This is a genomic window from Microbulbifer sp. SAOS-129_SWC (assembly GCF_039696035.1).
Taxonomy (GTDB): domain Bacteria; phylum Pseudomonadota; class Gammaproteobacteria; order Pseudomonadales; family Cellvibrionaceae; genus Microbulbifer.
The window spans coordinates 1,609,292-1,623,765 of the sequence record NZ_CP155567.1; the positions used below are offsets into that span (position 1 = coordinate 1,609,292).

The 14,474-nt window shown below is 60.5% G+C and carries 12 protein-coding genes; 10 read left to right on the forward strand and 2 right to left on the reverse strand.

The window, feature by feature from the left end:
* Positions 1–6 precede the first annotated feature (6 nt).
* The 7 genes from ABDK11_RS06810 to tpx all read left to right on the forward strand — a co-directional run bounded on the left by ABDK11_RS06810 (position 7) and on the right by tpx (position 8,137).
* Entirely contained in the window at positions 7–954 is a 948-nt protein-coding gene (locus tag ABDK11_RS06810) for an ABC transporter substrate-binding protein (RefSeq protein ID WP_346839545.1), read from the forward strand.
* 14 nt (positions 955–968) lie between these two features.
* Positions 969–2,459 carry a sugar ABC transporter ATP-binding protein gene (locus ABDK11_RS06815; protein ID WP_346839546.1) on the forward strand — a complete coding sequence of 497 codons (1,491 nt, stop codon included), beginning with the start codon at positions 969–971 and terminating at the stop codon, positions 2,457–2,459.
* Between the two features lie 148 nt (positions 2,460–2,607).
* Positions 2,608–3,708, forward strand: coding sequence for an ABC transporter permease (locus tag ABDK11_RS06820; protein ID WP_346839547.1), 1,101 nt, complete (start codon positions 2,608–2,610; stop codon positions 3,706–3,708).
* Entirely contained in the window at positions 3,708–4,676 is a 969-nt protein-coding gene (gene yjfF, locus ABDK11_RS06825; RefSeq protein ID WP_346839548.1) for a galactofuranose ABC transporter, permease protein YjfF, read from the forward strand. The genes ABDK11_RS06820 and yjfF overlap by 1 nt, the downstream gene beginning before the upstream one ends.
* Positions 4,669–5,589, forward strand: coding sequence for an SMP-30/gluconolactonase/LRE family protein (locus tag ABDK11_RS06830; protein ID WP_346839549.1), 921 nt, complete (start codon positions 4,669–4,671; stop codon positions 5,587–5,589). Before yjfF ends, ABDK11_RS06830 begins: the two co-directional genes overlap by 8 nt.
* A 104-nt stretch (positions 5,590–5,693) precedes the next feature.
* Complete coding sequence (ligB, locus tag ABDK11_RS06835) at positions 5,694–7,430, forward strand: NAD-dependent DNA ligase LigB (RefSeq protein ID WP_346839550.1); 1,737 nt, start codon at positions 5,694–5,696, stop codon at positions 7,428–7,430.
* A gap of 212 nt (positions 7,431–7,642) precedes the next feature.
* A complete protein-coding gene (tpx, locus tag ABDK11_RS06840) occupies positions 7,643–8,137 on the forward strand; it encodes a thiol peroxidase (protein ID WP_346839551.1) in 495 nt (164 codons plus the stop codon).
* Positions 8,138–8,363: 226 nt separating this feature from the next.
* Here tpx and ABDK11_RS06845 read toward each other — a convergent pair whose 3' ends face one another.
* On the reverse strand, positions 8,364–10,757 hold the full coding sequence (locus ABDK11_RS06845) for a glycoside hydrolase family 127 protein (protein ID WP_346839552.1): 2,394 nt from the start codon (positions 10,755–10,757) through the stop codon (positions 8,364–8,366).
* 100 nt (positions 10,758–10,857) lie between these two features.
* Entirely contained in the window at positions 10,858–11,934 is a 1,077-nt protein-coding gene (locus ABDK11_RS06850) for an arabinan endo-1,5-alpha-L-arabinosidase (protein WP_346839553.1), read from the reverse strand.
* Positions 11,935–12,127: 193 nt separating this feature from the next.
* Between ABDK11_RS06850 and ABDK11_RS06855 the strand changes: the two genes are divergently transcribed.
* From ABDK11_RS06855 to ABDK11_RS06865, 3 genes are read left to right on the forward strand one after another with little or no spacing between them, the layout of a single operon-like run.
* Positions 12,128–13,210 (forward strand): glycoside hydrolase family 43 protein, encoded by a 1,083-nt coding sequence (locus ABDK11_RS06855; RefSeq protein WP_346839554.1) that lies wholly within the window; start codon positions 12,128–12,130, stop codon positions 13,208–13,210.
* Positions 13,211–13,261: 51 nt separating this feature from the next.
* The gene (locus ABDK11_RS06860) at positions 13,262–14,212 is read left to right on the forward strand and encodes a glycoside hydrolase family 43 protein (RefSeq protein ID WP_346839555.1); all 951 of its coding nucleotides are present in this window, start codon (positions 13,262–13,264) and stop codon (positions 14,210–14,212) included.
* Between the two features lie 24 nt (positions 14,213–14,236).
* Positions 14,237–14,467, forward strand: coding sequence for a hypothetical protein (locus tag ABDK11_RS06865; protein WP_346839556.1), 231 nt, complete (start codon positions 14,237–14,239; stop codon positions 14,465–14,467).
* The last annotated feature ends 7 nt before the right edge of the window (positions 14,468–14,474 follow it).

The window sequence follows — 14,474 nt, forward strand, 5'->3', positions numbered from 1 at the left end:
GTCACTATGAAAATCATCCGCAAACTGGCCACAGGCCTGGCACTGACTTTTACCCTGGCACAGTCCGCCGCCGCCATCACCGTGGGTTTTGCCCAGGTGGGTTCCGAAAGCGGCTGGCGCACCAGTTTCAGTGAATCGGTGAAGGCGGAAGCCAGGCGCCGCGGTATCGATCTCAAGTTCTCCGATGCCCAGCAGAAGCAGGAAAACCAGATCAAGGCGGTGCGCAGCTTTATCGCCCAGGGTGTCGACGCGATTATGATCGCCCCGGTGGTGGAGACCGGCTGGAAGCCGGTACTGCGCGAAGCCAAGCGCGCGCGTATTCCGGTGGTGATCCTCGATCGCAACGTCGATGTCAAAAACCCCTCCCTGTATGTGACCCGCATCGCTTCCGATTTTGTCGAAGAGGGGCGCCGCGCGGCCGACTGGCTGATGCAGAAGACCGGGGGGAACTGCAATATTCTGGAATTACAGGGCACCGTCGGCGCCACTGCCGCCATCGACCGCATGAAAGGCTTTCACGACGTCATCGACAAATTCCCGAACGCAAAAATCGTGCGCAGCCAGACCGGGGAATTCACCCGGACCAAGGGCAAGGAAGTCATGGAGGCCATGCTCAAGGCCGAAGACGGCGGCAAGAATATCTGTGCGCTCTGGTCCCACAACGACGAAATGGCCCTCGGTGGCATCCAGGCGATCAAGGAAGCCGGCCTGCAACCGGGCAAGGATATCCTGGTTGTCTCCGTGGACGGAGTGCCGGATTATTTCAAGGCCATGGCGGATGGTGAGGCCAACGCGACCGTGGAACTGAATCCACACCTGGGCGCGCCGGCGTTTGATGTCATTCAGCGCTACCTGAATGGCGACCACAATATCAAAAAGCGGATTACCACCACCGGCGGTCTCTACACCCAGCAGACCGCGGCCGAGGAATACCAGAAACGCGCATCCCTTTGAGTGTGGGGGTTAACATGATGTTGTTAAGTCTCACCAAAGTCGAAAAGTGCTACCCCGGTGTCAAGGCACTGGACGGTGTCGATTTCCAGCTGCGCAGCGGCGAAATCCATGCGCTGCTCGGCGAGAATGGTGCCGGCAAGTCTACCCTCGTCAAGGTGATGACCGGCGCGCTGGAAGGCGATGGCGGTTCCATGCGCTACCTGGGCGAACCGCTAAAACTGAAGAGTACCGCCCACGCCCAGTCGGTCGGTATCAGCACGGTTTACCAGGAGGTCAACCTGCTACCGAATCTCAGTGTGGCGCAGAACCTTCACCTGGGGCGCGAGCCGCGCAAATTCGGCCTGATTGACTGGAAGCGCATTTACCGCCAGTCGCGCGAGGTTTTGCAGCGTTTCGCACTGGATATCGATGTGACCCGGCCGCTGTCGAGCTATTCAGTGGCGGTGCAGCAGCTGGTTGCCATTGCCCGTGGGGTCGATATGTCGGCCAGGGTGCTGGTGCTGGACGAGCCCACCGCCAGCCTCGATGCCGGCGAGGTGGAGCAGCTGTTCGGTGTGCTGCGCGAACTGAAGGCGCGCGGTATCGGCATCGTTTTTATCACCCACTTTCTCGATCAGGTGTACGCCGTGAGTGACCGCATAACCGTGTTGCGCAACGGCCAGCTGGTGGGCGAGTTTGAAACCGCGAGCCTGCCGCGCGCGGCGCTGGTTGGCCATATGCTCGGCAAGGAACTGCAGGCCCAGGCGCACCGCAGCGCGCAGCGCCGCGAACGCGAGCTGGGCGAACCGCTGCTGGAACTCGACCAGGTTGCAGTGCGCGGTTCGCTGCAGCCCACCAGCCTGAACGTCAAGCGCGGCGAGGCTGTGGGCCTGGCCGGGCTGCTGGGCTCGGGCCGCTCGGAGGTGTGCCGCGCGGTGTTCGGCGTGGACCGCAAGACCGCCGGCAAGCTGCGTTTCAAGCGTCGCGATCGGCATTTCCGCCGGCCCGCGGAAGCCATTGCCGCGGGGCTGGCCCTGTGTCCGGAGGATCGCAAGACCAGCGGTATCATCGGCCCGCTGTCGATCCGTGAAAATATCGCCCTCGCGGTACAGGCACGACGCGGTTGGTGGCGACCGATGAGCCGGGCGGAACAGCAGCAACTGGCGGACAGGTTTATCGCCGAGCTGCAGATTGCCACCCCGGATGCCGATAAACCGATCGAACAGCTGAGCGGCGGTAACCAGCAGAAAGTCATCCTGGCCCGCTGGCTGGCCACCGAGCCGGAGCTGCTGGTCCTCGACGAACCGACCCGGGGCGTAGATATCGGCGCACACGCGGAAATTCTCAAGCTGATCAAAAAACTCTGTTCAGAAGGGATGTCGCTGCTGGTGACGTCCTCGGAACTGGAGGAGTTGGTGGCCTTTTCCGACCGCGTCGCGGTTATGCGTGACCGCGGTAAGGTGGCGGAGATCGAGGGCGAGGATATTTCCGAAAACAAAATCATGCAGGCCATCGCCCAGGCCTGATACAGAAGCCGAGGGGTGCGCCGCGCGCACCGGATAAGTCGGGTCTGCTACCTGCCCCGCAGGGTGAGCACCGCGAACCCTGCGGGATCTTCGGTGGTACAAGACCCCGGCACAACCAAGGCGGGATTCAATAAAAAAGAGGCGTGATGTGAGTAACCTGCAACCGGCTGCGATAGAGCAGCAGACAGTTTCTTCGCCTGCCGGCCGGCGCGGCAAATTGCCCGTGCCCAGTGGCCGCTATCTCTGGCCCCTGGCAGGTCTCTTCCTGCTGCTGGCCATCAACCTGGTGCTGGCACCGGAGTTTTTTCAGATTGGAATTGTCGACGGGCGTCTGTACGGCAGCCTGATTGACGTACTGAATCGCAGTGCACCGGTCGCACTGCTGGCCATTGGTATGACACTGGTGATTGCCACCGGTGGTATCGATCTGTCGGTGGGGGCAACCATGGCCATCGCCGGCGCGGTCTGCGCCAACCTGATCACCAGCGGCGTTGACAGTATTTTTATCCTGGTTGTTGCCGGCCTCGGCGCCGGTCTGCTGACCGGCGCTGTCAACGGCAGTCTGGTGAGCCTGATGGGGATTCAGCCGATTGTGGCCACGCTGATCCTGATGGTGGCGGGGCGCGGTATTGCGCAGCTGATCAATGCGGGGCAGATCGTGACCTTCCAGCATCCCGGCTTTGCGTTCATCGGTACCGGTGATTTCCTCACGATTCCGTTTCCGATCGTGCTGGTGATGATCGTGTTTACCGTGGTGCAGCTGCTGGTGCGCAAGACAGCGCTGGGGCTGTTTATCGAAGCGGTGGGTTGTAACGCCGGTGCCAGTCATTATCTCGGCATCAACGCGCGCGCAGTCAAAATGCTGGTGTACTGCATCGCCGGCCTGTGCGCAGCACTGGCGGGCATGATTGCCGCGGCGGATATCCAGGGCGCAGATGCCAACAACGCCGGCCTGTGGCTGGAGCTGGACGCCATCCTTGCCGTAGTGATCGGTGGTGCCTCACTGATGGGCGGGCGCTTTTCACTGGTGTTGTCGCTGGTAGGTGTGCTGGTGATCCAGTGTCTGAGCACGACCATCATCATGAGCGGGCTGCCGCCAAAATTTAACCTGCTGATCAAGGCGCTCGTTGTCATTTTTGTGCTGTTGCTGCAATCACCGCGCTTCCAGGCGCAGATGGCGAATCTGTTTGCACTGTTCAAGCGCAATAGCACTGCGACCAAGCACCGCAGAGGGGAGGTCAGCCCGTAATGCAATCCAGATTTACTTCCCTGTACGTAACCAGTGGCCTGTTTATGCTGCTGTTTCTGGTGGGCGCACTGCAGTTCGACAACTTCGGTAGTACCCGCGTGGTGGCCAACCTGTTCAGCGACAACGCCTTCCTGGCCATTACCGCCATCGGCATGACGTTTGTGATTATTTCCGGTGGTATCGACTTGTCGGTGGGCTCGGTGATCGCACTCACCGGCGTGGCCTGCGGCCTGTTGATCGGCCGATATGGCATGCACCCGTTGGAGGTGTTTCCGCTTGTACTGATCGGCGGTGCCCTGTTCGGCGCGACCATGGGCGCGCTGATTCACTACTACAAGCTGCAGCCGTTTATCGTGACCCTGGCCGGTATGTTCCTGGCCCGCGGCCTGGCGACCACCCTGAGTGAAGATTCAATCCCCATCGATCATCCATTCTACGACGCGGTGGCGGATTTCGGTGTGCAGTTACCGGGCAATGCCTGGTTGGGTTCCTCGACGCTGATCCTGCTGGTGGTGCTGGTAGCGGCCGTACTTGTCGCGCACTACAGTCGCCTCGGTGGTTATATCTATGCCCTGGGCGGCAACGCGCAGTCGGCCCGCTTGATGGGGGTCCCGGTAGCACGCACGACCATCGTCATTTACGCCATTAGCGGATTCCTGTCGGCGCTCGGCGGTATCGTGTATTCATTTTATACCTTTTCCGGCTACTCACTTGCCGCCGTGGGCACGGAGCTGGATGCGATCGCCGCGGTAGTGATTGGCGGCACCCTGCTTAGCGGTGGTTCCGGCTATGTACTGGGCACTTTAATCGGCGTGCTGATTATGGGTGTAATCCAGACCTATATCTCGTTCGACGGTACGTTAAACAGCTGGTGGACCAAAATTGTGATTGGCCTGTTACTGTTTGCGTTTATCGCGCTGCAGCGCCTGCTCACCGCAAGTGGAAAAAGGGAACTGAGCCATGCTTGAAGTAGAACTGCTCGACGTTATCGAAGTGGGGAACACGCTCGGTGAAGGGGTGCAGTGGAATGCTCGCGATCAGAGCGTGTGGTGGACCGATATCCAGGCGTGCAGGCTCTATCGCCTGGGCTGGCCCGATTGCCAGCTGGAGGTGTTCGAAACACCGGAGCGGCTGTGCGCGTTCGCCTTTACCGATAGGCGCGACTGTATTATCGCGGCCTTTGCCAGCGGTTTTGCGCTCTATGACTATCGCCGCGCAGAAGTCCTGTGGCAGAAAACGCTGCTGGCGGAAGACTGCGGTATGCGTTTTAACGATGGCGGTATCGATCGGCAGGGGCGCTTCTGGGCCGGCACCATGGTAGAGGATGGCTCGCCCCGTGCAGACGCCGGCCTGTTCCGCCTGGAACACGACGGCAGCTTGACGCAACTGGCCGGAGAGCTCCAGATTTCCAATGGTTGCAGCTGGGATGCACAGGGCAGTACTTTTTATTTTGCCGATTCCCCGCGCCGGGAAATCTATCGCTACGAATTCGACAGCGCGACCGGAGAACTCAGCCAGCGCCAGCTGTTCGCCCGCACCATGATGAACCGCTACCCGGACGGCGCCACCGTTGACAGCGAGGGCTATCTGTGGTCTGCACAGTGGCGTGGTGCGCGCGTGGAGCGCTATGCACCTGACGGTAGTGGCGCCGGCGCAGTAACCCTGCCGGCGAGCCAGATCACCTGTGCCGCTTTTGGTGGGCCAGAGATGGATTTACTGTTCGTTACTTCAGCACGCGACGAGCTACCGCAATGGACCCTCGATCGCGAGCGCTTCGCCGGCAGCCTGTTCATATTGCAGACGCCATTCCGTGGGGTTGAGGATGCGCTGTTCGCGGCCGCAGACCTGTACGACTGTGCCCCGTTGCTACATAGCGCTTGAGGCGCGCCTTCGGTAAGCTGGTAAAAACAATCGTAGGGTGTGCACCGTACACCCTACGAAACCGCGTACAGCAAAGCCGAACCGCAAAGCAGGAGTCAACGGATATGGCCCTGATTTATCGATATCCCCTCGCAAGTTGTTCTCACATCCTTTCCCGCCTGGCACTGATCTCGCTACTGGCGCTACCGCCGTCTGTCGCGCTATCCAAAGCATTCGAGTGCCCGGACTGGCAGGCGGACAGGGCGCAAACGGAGATTCAACATCTCCACGATAAAATCACCCAATGGGATAATGCCTACTATGTTCAACACCAGGCACTGGTAGACGATGCCGTCTATGATCGTGCCCGTGCGACGCTGGCGCAGTGGAATGGCTGTTTTCCCGCACTGGCGATGGCAGCATCCAAGCCGCAGTCCGTCGGTGGAGGGACTGTAGCGCATCCCGTTGTGCATACCGGCCTGCACAAGCTGCACACGGCTGATGCCGTGGCAGACTGGCTTGCGGCGCACCGCCACGGTGAACTGTGGATTCAGCCCAAGGTCGACGGTGTCGCGGTGACACTGGTGTACCACAGCGGCCGGCTGGTACGCATGATCAGTCGCGGCGATGGCAGCCGCGGCCAGGACTGGACCCGCCATGCGCTGCTGATTCCCGCGATCCGCAATCGAATTCCGGATGACCGCGCAGAACTGGTGCTGCAGGGGGAGGTCTACTGGCGCTTCGACAGGCATATACAGGCTGACGGCAGCGCAAACGGGCGCGGCCGCGCCAGCGGCGCCATGGCCAGCAACACGCTGACATCGCGACAGGCGGAGTCGCTGGGTATCTTTATCTGGGAGTGGCCGCGCGGACCGGCGACGCTACCGGCGCGGGTACGCGGGCTGCGACAGCTGGGTTACGACACCGGCGTTTATACGCACCGGGTAACCTTACTCGCAGATGTGCGCCAGTGGCGCAACAGCTGGTACCACGCCGCGCTGCCATTCGCCACTGACGGTATCGTGCTCAAACAGAGCCGGCGCCCCGCGGCGGCAACCTGGCTGCCGCAGCCGCCGGGCTGGGCAACTGCGTGGAAATACCCCGCGCAGACCGCGCTGGCCCGCGTGGTCAATGTAGAATTCCCGGTAGGCCGCACCGGCAAGATAGTACCGGTGGTGGAAATCGCCCCCACTGAACTTGACGACCGCGAGATCCGCCGTGTCAGCAGCGGATCCTTTGAGCAGTGGCACAACATGGATATCCGCCCCGGTGACCAGCTGCGCATTGCCCTGGCCGGGCAGACGATTCCGCAGATTGTCGACGTGATGTTACCGGCGAGCCTGCGCCAGCCGCTGCAGATCCCCGATCCGCACGACTATACCCCGTTGACCTGCTGGCACCCGGCGAAAGGCTGCCGGGCACAGTTTCTGGCGCGTACAGAGTGGCTCGGCGAGCAGCTGGGGTTTCGTGGTATCGGCGAGAAACGCTGGCAGGCACTGGTGGATGCGGACTTGCTGCCGGACCTGGTGGCGTGGCTGGATATCCCCATTGAGACACTGACCGCGCTGCCGGGTATCGGTGCCACGCGCGCACAGAATCTCCAGCGCAATTTCCGCGCAGCCCGCGCACGCGATTTCCGCGATTGGATGACGGCACTGGGCATGCCCGCGGCCAGCCGCCTGAATACCGAATTCTGGCACGGCGAGGACTTTGCGAGTCTGTCGGCGCGTAAGTTAGATGAATGGCAGCAGCTTCCCGGAATCGGACCGGGACGCGCGCAGGAGATTATGGCATTTCTGGAGCATCCGGAAATCAATGCGCTGCAGAATAGGCTGGCTGCGCACGGGATAGCCGGCTTCTAAGCGCAAGCCGATGTTCCAAGTCCTATAGGTGACACACTGGATACCATTCGCCTCAAAAGCGAGATCGGAATTCATTGTGTTGCCGGCACTCGATGTCGGAGAGCCTGAACTCAGCCGGCGCGAGGTGAATTTGCTGCCGGAGTTTGGAGGCTTTATGCCCATTGACATACAATGGCCTGAACTCGTTCCAGCCTGTCAGAAAGGAAATGAATATGGCGACTGTCACCCTTAAAGGGAATCCCATTACGACCGTCGGTGAGCTGCCCGCAGTTGGCAGCGTCGCACCCGATGCCAGCGTAACGATGACCGACCTGTCCGAAAAAAGCATTGCTGATTTTCGCGGTCAGCGCCTGGTGCTGAATATCTTTCCCTCGGTAGACACGCCGACCTGCTCAACCTCGGTGCGCGAATTCAACCAGCGTGCCGGGGGCATGGACAATGTGGTGGTGCTCAATGTCTCTGCGGATTTACCATTCGCACTGGCGCGCTTCTGCGGTGCGGAAGGTATCGAGAATGTATTGAGCGGTTCCTGCTTTCGCTCCGATTTTGGCGAGCAATACGGCGTGACTTTTGATTCCGGCCCGCTAACCGGTTTGCTGTCGCGCTCGGTTGTCGTGGTAGATACCGATGGCAAAGTGCTGTACCGCGAACAGGTGAGCGAAACTGCCGACGAGCCGGATTACGCGGCGGCGCTGGCAGCGCTGTAACTGCCTTCATCCGGGGCGGAGTGCGCGGCGCGAGTAGCGTATTTCGCCATCGCTTTTATTTCGCAACGAAGCCCCCTGCATTTCATTCGATATCCCGCGATGCATTCCTTCGCCGCGCCACCCGTTGGTCAGCGGCCCACTGCTGCCATCCCGATGATGGCAGGGGGCTTCCTCTCCCGGTGTAAAGGTCAATTGCGCCGGAAGATTCCCCGGCGCAAACCGCGCCTCAATCCCGCAATAAGCGGATACCGTAGATACCACCGGCAATGGAACCGGGTGCGGCCCTGAAGCGTAGTTTCAGCTGCGGTGCTTTACGGTTCTGCAGCTGCGGCGGCAGCGGGTAATCCACACTGAAGAAATCATCCCCCTTGTTGCCCTTGAGGGTCACGTCGGCCAGCTTGACCCCGTTCAGCAGGATCGAGAATGTGCGCCCCGCGTCCAGCCCGTAGTAAGTGATACGCAGTGTCTTCGCCTCCTGCTTGGGGTCCTTCAGCTGGTAGCCGAACCAGTCCCTGCTGTGGCGCCAGTGGCGGCCGTTGTGGATACCCGCTTCGGTCTCTTTTCCGGCGAAGAAGTGATCTGCCTCCGGCTGCTGTTCTCCGGGGGCAATGGTATCGACGGTCTCGGCGGCCAGCGCGAGGCGCGCGGCGTCGGCCTCGGCGTATTCCTGTTTGTGCTGCGCGAGTTGCTCCGGGGTTTCCACCGGCCAGTAGACCATATAGCGGGATTCATGCAGGCGGAAAAACGGGATCAGCTCCAGGTTGTCGTGCTGCTTGTTATGGCTGCTGGTCTGCAGTTCCTTCGGCGCCGCGAAGCGCAACTGGTTGCCGGGCAGGCGTTTGAGTTCCTGGAGAAAATTGTGGTTGTCACTGACAAACACCGGTGACTGGTCCAGCGGGCACATGCGGCCGCTGGGGATGTGGCCCATACGGCTGGCGTCGGCGAAATAGTTGAGCTTTTCATGCGCGAACGGTTGTGTCTTGGCCGCCAGTACCACCGGACCGTAGAGCAGGGCAAAGTAGTCGGAGCCGTCCGGCATCTGTTCCATTTCCGGGTGCATTGGCAGGGCCACCTCGATGTGATCGCCGGCTTTCCAGTGGCGCTTGATCGGGATATAGCTGCCGGGCTTGCTCTCAAACTGGTACGGCTTGCCGTTGATACGGATTGCCAGAGCCCCTTGTGCTACCCAGCGGGGATAGCGCAGTTGCAGGGTGAAGTCCGCGTCCCGGTCCAGCGTGATGCTGGTGGATTCGTTGTCGGGAATGCGGTTGCGCTGGCTCAGGGTCAGGTGTTTTTCCTCCCACTTGAGGGTGGAGGGAATAAACAGGTTCACGAACAGGTTGTCGCCGCGGTGGGCGTAAATCATCGCACCGTATTTGCTGTGGTTCTCGATACCGGTACCCACACAGCACCACATGTCTTTCTGTGCCTGGGAGTAGACGCGGTAATGCTGCGGGCGCATGGGGGTAAAATAGACGAGGCCACCGGTGTCCGGGTTCTGCGATGACAGGATGTGGTTGTATAAAGCTCGCTCGTAATAGCGGATATACCGGGTTTGCGGATGTGCCAGGTACAGCAGCCGGGTGAGCTTGAGCATATTGTAGGTGTTGCAGGTTTCCGGCCCCTCTACATCCTCGATCATCGACGAGAAGTCTCTGCGGCTGTGGAAGTGCTCGCGCACGCTGTTGCCGCCGATGGCCACGGTGCGGTGCTCCACCACATCAGTCCAGAAATATTCCGCCGCGTCCTGCCAGGCTTTGTCACCGGAGAGCTGGCCCACGCGCTCGTAACCGATCACCTTGGGAATCTGCGTATTGGCGTGCAGGCCGGTGAGTTTGTCCTGGTGATGTTCCAGAGGGTTGAGTATCGCGCGGTGTGAGAGGCGACGGGCAAGCAGGAGGTATTTGTCGTCGCCGGTAATCTCCGCCACATCGGCGTAGACCTCGTTCAGGCCGCCGTGCTCGCTGCGCAGCATGTCCTGTATCTGTTCATCACTGAGCTTGCCGAACAGATGTACGCCCCAGTCGGAGAGCTGTACCAGCATGGTTTTGGCTTGTTCGATGCGGACATAGCGGTAGGCGTCGCGCAGGCCGGAGAACAGCTTGTGGATATTGTACAGCGGCACCCATTTCTGGTTCAGGGTGAACAAATCCGCGCTGATTTCTCCCGCGGAGATCTGTTGCCACATCTTCGCGCCGCCGGGAATGCCACCGATATAGCCATTGCCATTGGCCTTCTGCGCGCGTTGCAGTTCGTCGAGCATATAGTGCAGTCGCTCCAGCACCGCGCGGTCGCCGGTGGCGGCATAGGCGAGACTCAGCGCGGAGAGGTAGTGTCCGCCGATATGACCGTCCAGGCCGGTGTTTTCCCAGTTGCCGTAATTCTCCGCTTTGGGCTTGAGGCCGGCTTCACGCAGGAAGGGCGCCAGGAGCCGGTCCGGGTCGAGCGACAGTATGTAACCGATGTTGGTGTCCTGGGCGTGCTTGAACGGGCTGTCCAGCAGGCGCACATCGGACAGCGGAAATGCTTCTACCGGGGCGCCGGGCTGTGCTGCAGCGGCGGACGCGGCGGCAATGCCGGCCACGGAGCACAGGGCGAGGGCGGAAAGTATTCTTTTCATCGGGTTACCTGCATCAATATTGCGGGAGTGGGATCGGCGATACGGTCGTCGCTCTGTATCCCGGCCTTCTCCCGCGGGGGGAGAAGGGGGAGGTGGCCGGTCAATCCAGCAGCTGGCTTTTGAACGTGTCCAGCTGAGCCGGATCCACAACCGGCCACAGGTCTTTGTCCCACTTCAGGTCAAGGATTTTCAGCTTCTGCAGGCCGTGGTCGGCATGTTCGTAAGCGTGCAGAACCAGGTAATCCTTGCCGTCATAGGTGTAGGCACCGTTATGCCCCAGGCCGGGCCAGCGTTTGTTACCCGCGATCAGCGGAGTGCCGCCGCCGTTGGCGAGATCCTTGCCCTGTTTGTCCAGGTAGGGGCCGGTGACCTGCTTGGCGCGGCCCACGGCCAGGCGGTAGGTACTGTCGTCGCCGCGGCAGCAGAGGCCACGGGAAATAAACAGGTAGTAATAGCCGTTCTTCCTGAAGATAAACGGGCCTTCCAGTTCCGCCGGGCCGGGCTTGGCTGTCGGCGTGAAGGGCGGGCGCTCGGCGCGGGCGATGGTGTGCCACTCCTGCGGCTGGGCCGGCTTTGTCCAGCTGTCGTCCAGCTTGACCAGCTTCAGCCCGCCCCAGAAGGAACCGAAAGCCATCCAGGCGGTGCCGTTATCGCCCAGCACGATATTGGGATCGATCGCATTCCAGTTGTCCCGGTTGGGCACTGACTGAATGACGATGCCCTGGTCACGCCACTGATAGTCCGGCGAATCCGGATCCAGAGTGTTGTTGGTGGTCACGCCAATCGCGGAAGTGTTCTTGCCGAAGGCGGAGACTGAATAGTAGAGGTAATAGCGGCCGTCGCGCTCGATCACGTCCGGCGCCCACAGGTGGCCGTTGAATTCCGGGGCCACGCTTTTGGCCCAGGACGGCTCAGTAGCGAAGGCGCGACCGGCGCGGTGCCAGTGAATACGATCTTTCGAGCGGTAGATGGTAATGCCGGGGCCGGTGCTGAACAGGTAGTAAGTGTCGCCCTCGCGGGCCATGACCGGATCGTGGATGCTTACCTGGGGATGAGCGCCTTCGGGCGCGGCGCGCGTGCAGGCGGCAAACACCAGGCTCAACAGGGCAGCTACGAGCAACAGGGCGCAGCGGCGCACGGGTTTGTTGCCCGCCGGGGCAGGGGACTGGGGGTACATATGGGGGCTCTCTTTGTTATTCGCTACTGCTTTTATTGTTGTGGTTCTCTCTATCGCGTGGCACCGCCCGGGGCCGGAACGAATCCGGCATAAAGCGGGGTTGTGGCGTTATTAGTAGTATAATAATATTGTTGGCAGTGCGGCAACCGAAGCTGCCGCAGAAGAAAACAATAAAGACCGCACAGCGATGACGATGATCCAGTTTTTACAGTGGCGCCCGTGTTGGCGACGGGTGGGTGCTGCGCTCGCCCGGATAGGTTGCGCCAGCCTGGTGTGGGCGACAGCGGCTGTAGCCGCCGATGCCGGCCTGAGTGGTGATTCCGCTCCGGTTCCACACAGCGGCGCTGCCGTTTACCACAATCCCCTGGTGCCCCAGCGTGCCGACCCCTGGGTGCTGCGTGATGGCGGCAACTATTACTTTGTCGCCACCGTGCCCGCATTTGACCGCATCGAGCTGCGCCGCGCGACCACGATCAACGGTCTCGCCACGGCGCCGGTGAAGGTAATCTGGCGCAAGCATCGGCGCGGCCTCATGGGCGCCCACATCTGGGCTCCGGAACTGCACCGCATCGACGGGGCCTGGTACATCTATTTTGCGGCCGGTGAGACCGAGCGCCCGTGGAACATCCGTATCTATGCTCTGCGCAATCGCAGCGCCAATCCCCTGCAGGGCGAGTGGGAGGAGCTGGGTCAGATAAAAACACCGCTCGATACCTTCTCCCTCGACGCCACGACCTTCGCTCACAACGGCAAGCGTTACCTGCTGTGGGCCCAGTCCGATGCCAACGGTACCTACAATTCGGCACTGCTGCTCGCAGAAATGACTTCCCCCACCACCATCAAACCGCCGGTGGTTACCCTGAGTGAGCCGGAATTCGATTGGGAGACCGCCGGCTTCAAGGTCAACGAGGGCCCGGCGGTGCTGCAGAAAAACGGCCGAGTGTTCGTCAGCTATTCCGCTGGTGCCACCGACAGCCGCTACGCCATGGGCCTGCTGTGGGCCGATGTAGATGCCGACCTGCTGGACAAGCACAGCTGGCACAAGTCTCCGCAGCCGGTGTTTTATACCAACGCTGCGGTCAAGCGCTTCGGCCCCGGCCACAACAGCTTTACCGTGGCCGAGGACGGTATCACTGACCTGATGGTGTATCACGCGCGTGACTACCGCGATATCAAAGGCGATCCGCTGCGTGACCCAAACCGCGCTACACGGGTGCGAGTGCTGCACTGGGATAAACACGGCATGCCGGATTTTCGCCAGGCACAGGGCGATTGAATCTTCCGCGAATTAATTAAATCTGTATTGAAACAGTGGAGTGGTAACAGGATGAACAAGCGATTGAACGGTGGCCTCGCCGGCCTGTTAATCTCCGTGCTGCTGGCACCGGCGGCCCTGGCGGCCAACCCGGCCATTACCGATGTTTTGACTGCGGACCCCGCGGCATTGGTGCACGGTGATACCGTCTACCTGTACACCGGCCACGACGAGGCCAAGGACAACAAAAGTTTCTACAAGATGAACCGGTGGCTGGTGTTTTCCTCCAAGGATATGGTGCACTGGAAAAACCACGGTTCGCCGCTGTCGTTGAAAGATTTCAAATGGGCCAAGAGCGATGCCTGGGCCGGCGATGTGGCAGAGAAAAACGGTAAATACTACTGGTATGTCACCGTGCGCCACCGGGATATCAACGGTTTTGCCATCGGTGTGGCGGTGTCCGACAGCCCCACCGGTCCCTTCCACGATGCGCTGGGCAAGGCGCTAATCACCAACGACATGACCACCGATACCGATATTGACTGGGACGACCTGGACCCGCGGGTCTTTGTCGATGATGACGGCCAGGCCTATCTGTTCTGGGGCAATACCAAACCCCGCTACGCCAGGCTGAAGGATAATATGGTCGAGCTGGACGGCCCCATCCACAGCCTCGATCTGCCCAACTTCACCGAGGCGATCTACGTGCATAAGCACGACGACTACTACTACCTCACCTACTCGACAGGCTTCCCCGAAAAGACCGCCTATGCGATGAGTAAATCAATCGAGGGGCCGTGGGAATACAAGGGCATTCTCAATGAACTGGCGGGCAACTCCAACACCAACCACCACGCGATTATCGACTTCAAAGGGCACTCCTACTTTGTTTACCACAATGGCGGTACCCCCAAAGGTGGCAGCTTCCGGCGCTCGGTGTGTATCGACGATCTGCATTACAACCCGGACGGTACCCTGCAGCGGGTAGTGATGACGTCCGAAGGTGTGGATCCAGTAAATTAGAGACCTTGCAGTGACGGATTGCCGATGCAGAACATGGGAAAAAATGGCCTGTTGATACCGGCGTTACTGCTGGCTGCCTGTAGGGCGAAGTGGCAACACGGGCTTGCCACTACCAATGGCACGCTAGTGATGGCGTTGTCGTTTATCGATCCGCGCAACCGGGAGCTGATTACCGATAGTGCGGTCAAGGTTGCGATGCGTGGCCATGGTGGTTTTGTCTTCAAGTTTCCACCTGTGTGGGTGGCATTGGACTGATTGATTA

What these genes read in the sequence shown, in the direction of transcription:
- ABDK11_RS06860 (WP_346839555.1), top strand. Translation starts at nt 13,262, where the DNA reads ATGAACAAGCGATTGAACGGTGGCCTCGCCGGCCTGTTAATCTCCGTG.
- ABDK11_RS06850 (WP_346839553.1), bottom strand. Translation starts at nt 11,934, where the DNA reads ATGTACCCCCAGTCCCCTGCCCCGGCGGGCAACAAACCCGTGCGCCGC.
- tpx (WP_346839551.1), top strand. Translation starts at nt 7,643, where the DNA reads ATGGCGACTGTCACCCTTAAAGGGAATCCCATTACGACCGTCGGTGAG.
- ABDK11_RS06865 (WP_346839556.1), top strand. Translation starts at nt 14,237, where the DNA reads ATGCAGAACATGGGAAAAAATGGCCTGTTGATACCGGCGTTACTGCTG.
- yjfF (WP_346839548.1), top strand. Translation starts at nt 3,708, where the DNA reads ATGCAATCCAGATTTACTTCCCTGTACGTAACCAGTGGCCTGTTTATG.
- ABDK11_RS06830 (WP_346839549.1), top strand. Translation starts at nt 4,669, where the DNA reads ATGCTTGAAGTAGAACTGCTCGACGTTATCGAAGTGGGGAACACGCTC.
- ABDK11_RS06855 (WP_346839554.1), top strand. Translation starts at nt 12,128, where the DNA reads ATGATCCAGTTTTTACAGTGGCGCCCGTGTTGGCGACGGGTGGGTGCT.
- ABDK11_RS06815 (WP_346839546.1), top strand. Translation starts at nt 969, where the DNA reads ATGATGTTGTTAAGTCTCACCAAAGTCGAAAAGTGCTACCCCGGTGTC.
- ligB (WP_346839550.1), top strand. Translation starts at nt 5,694, where the DNA reads ATGGCCCTGATTTATCGATATCCCCTCGCAAGTTGTTCTCACATCCTT.
- ABDK11_RS06810 (WP_346839545.1), top strand. Translation starts at nt 7, where the DNA reads ATGAAAATCATCCGCAAACTGGCCACAGGCCTGGCACTGACTTTTACC.
- ABDK11_RS06845 (WP_346839552.1), bottom strand. Translation starts at nt 10,757, where the DNA reads ATGAAAAGAATACTTTCCGCCCTCGCCCTGTGCTCCGTGGCCGGCATT.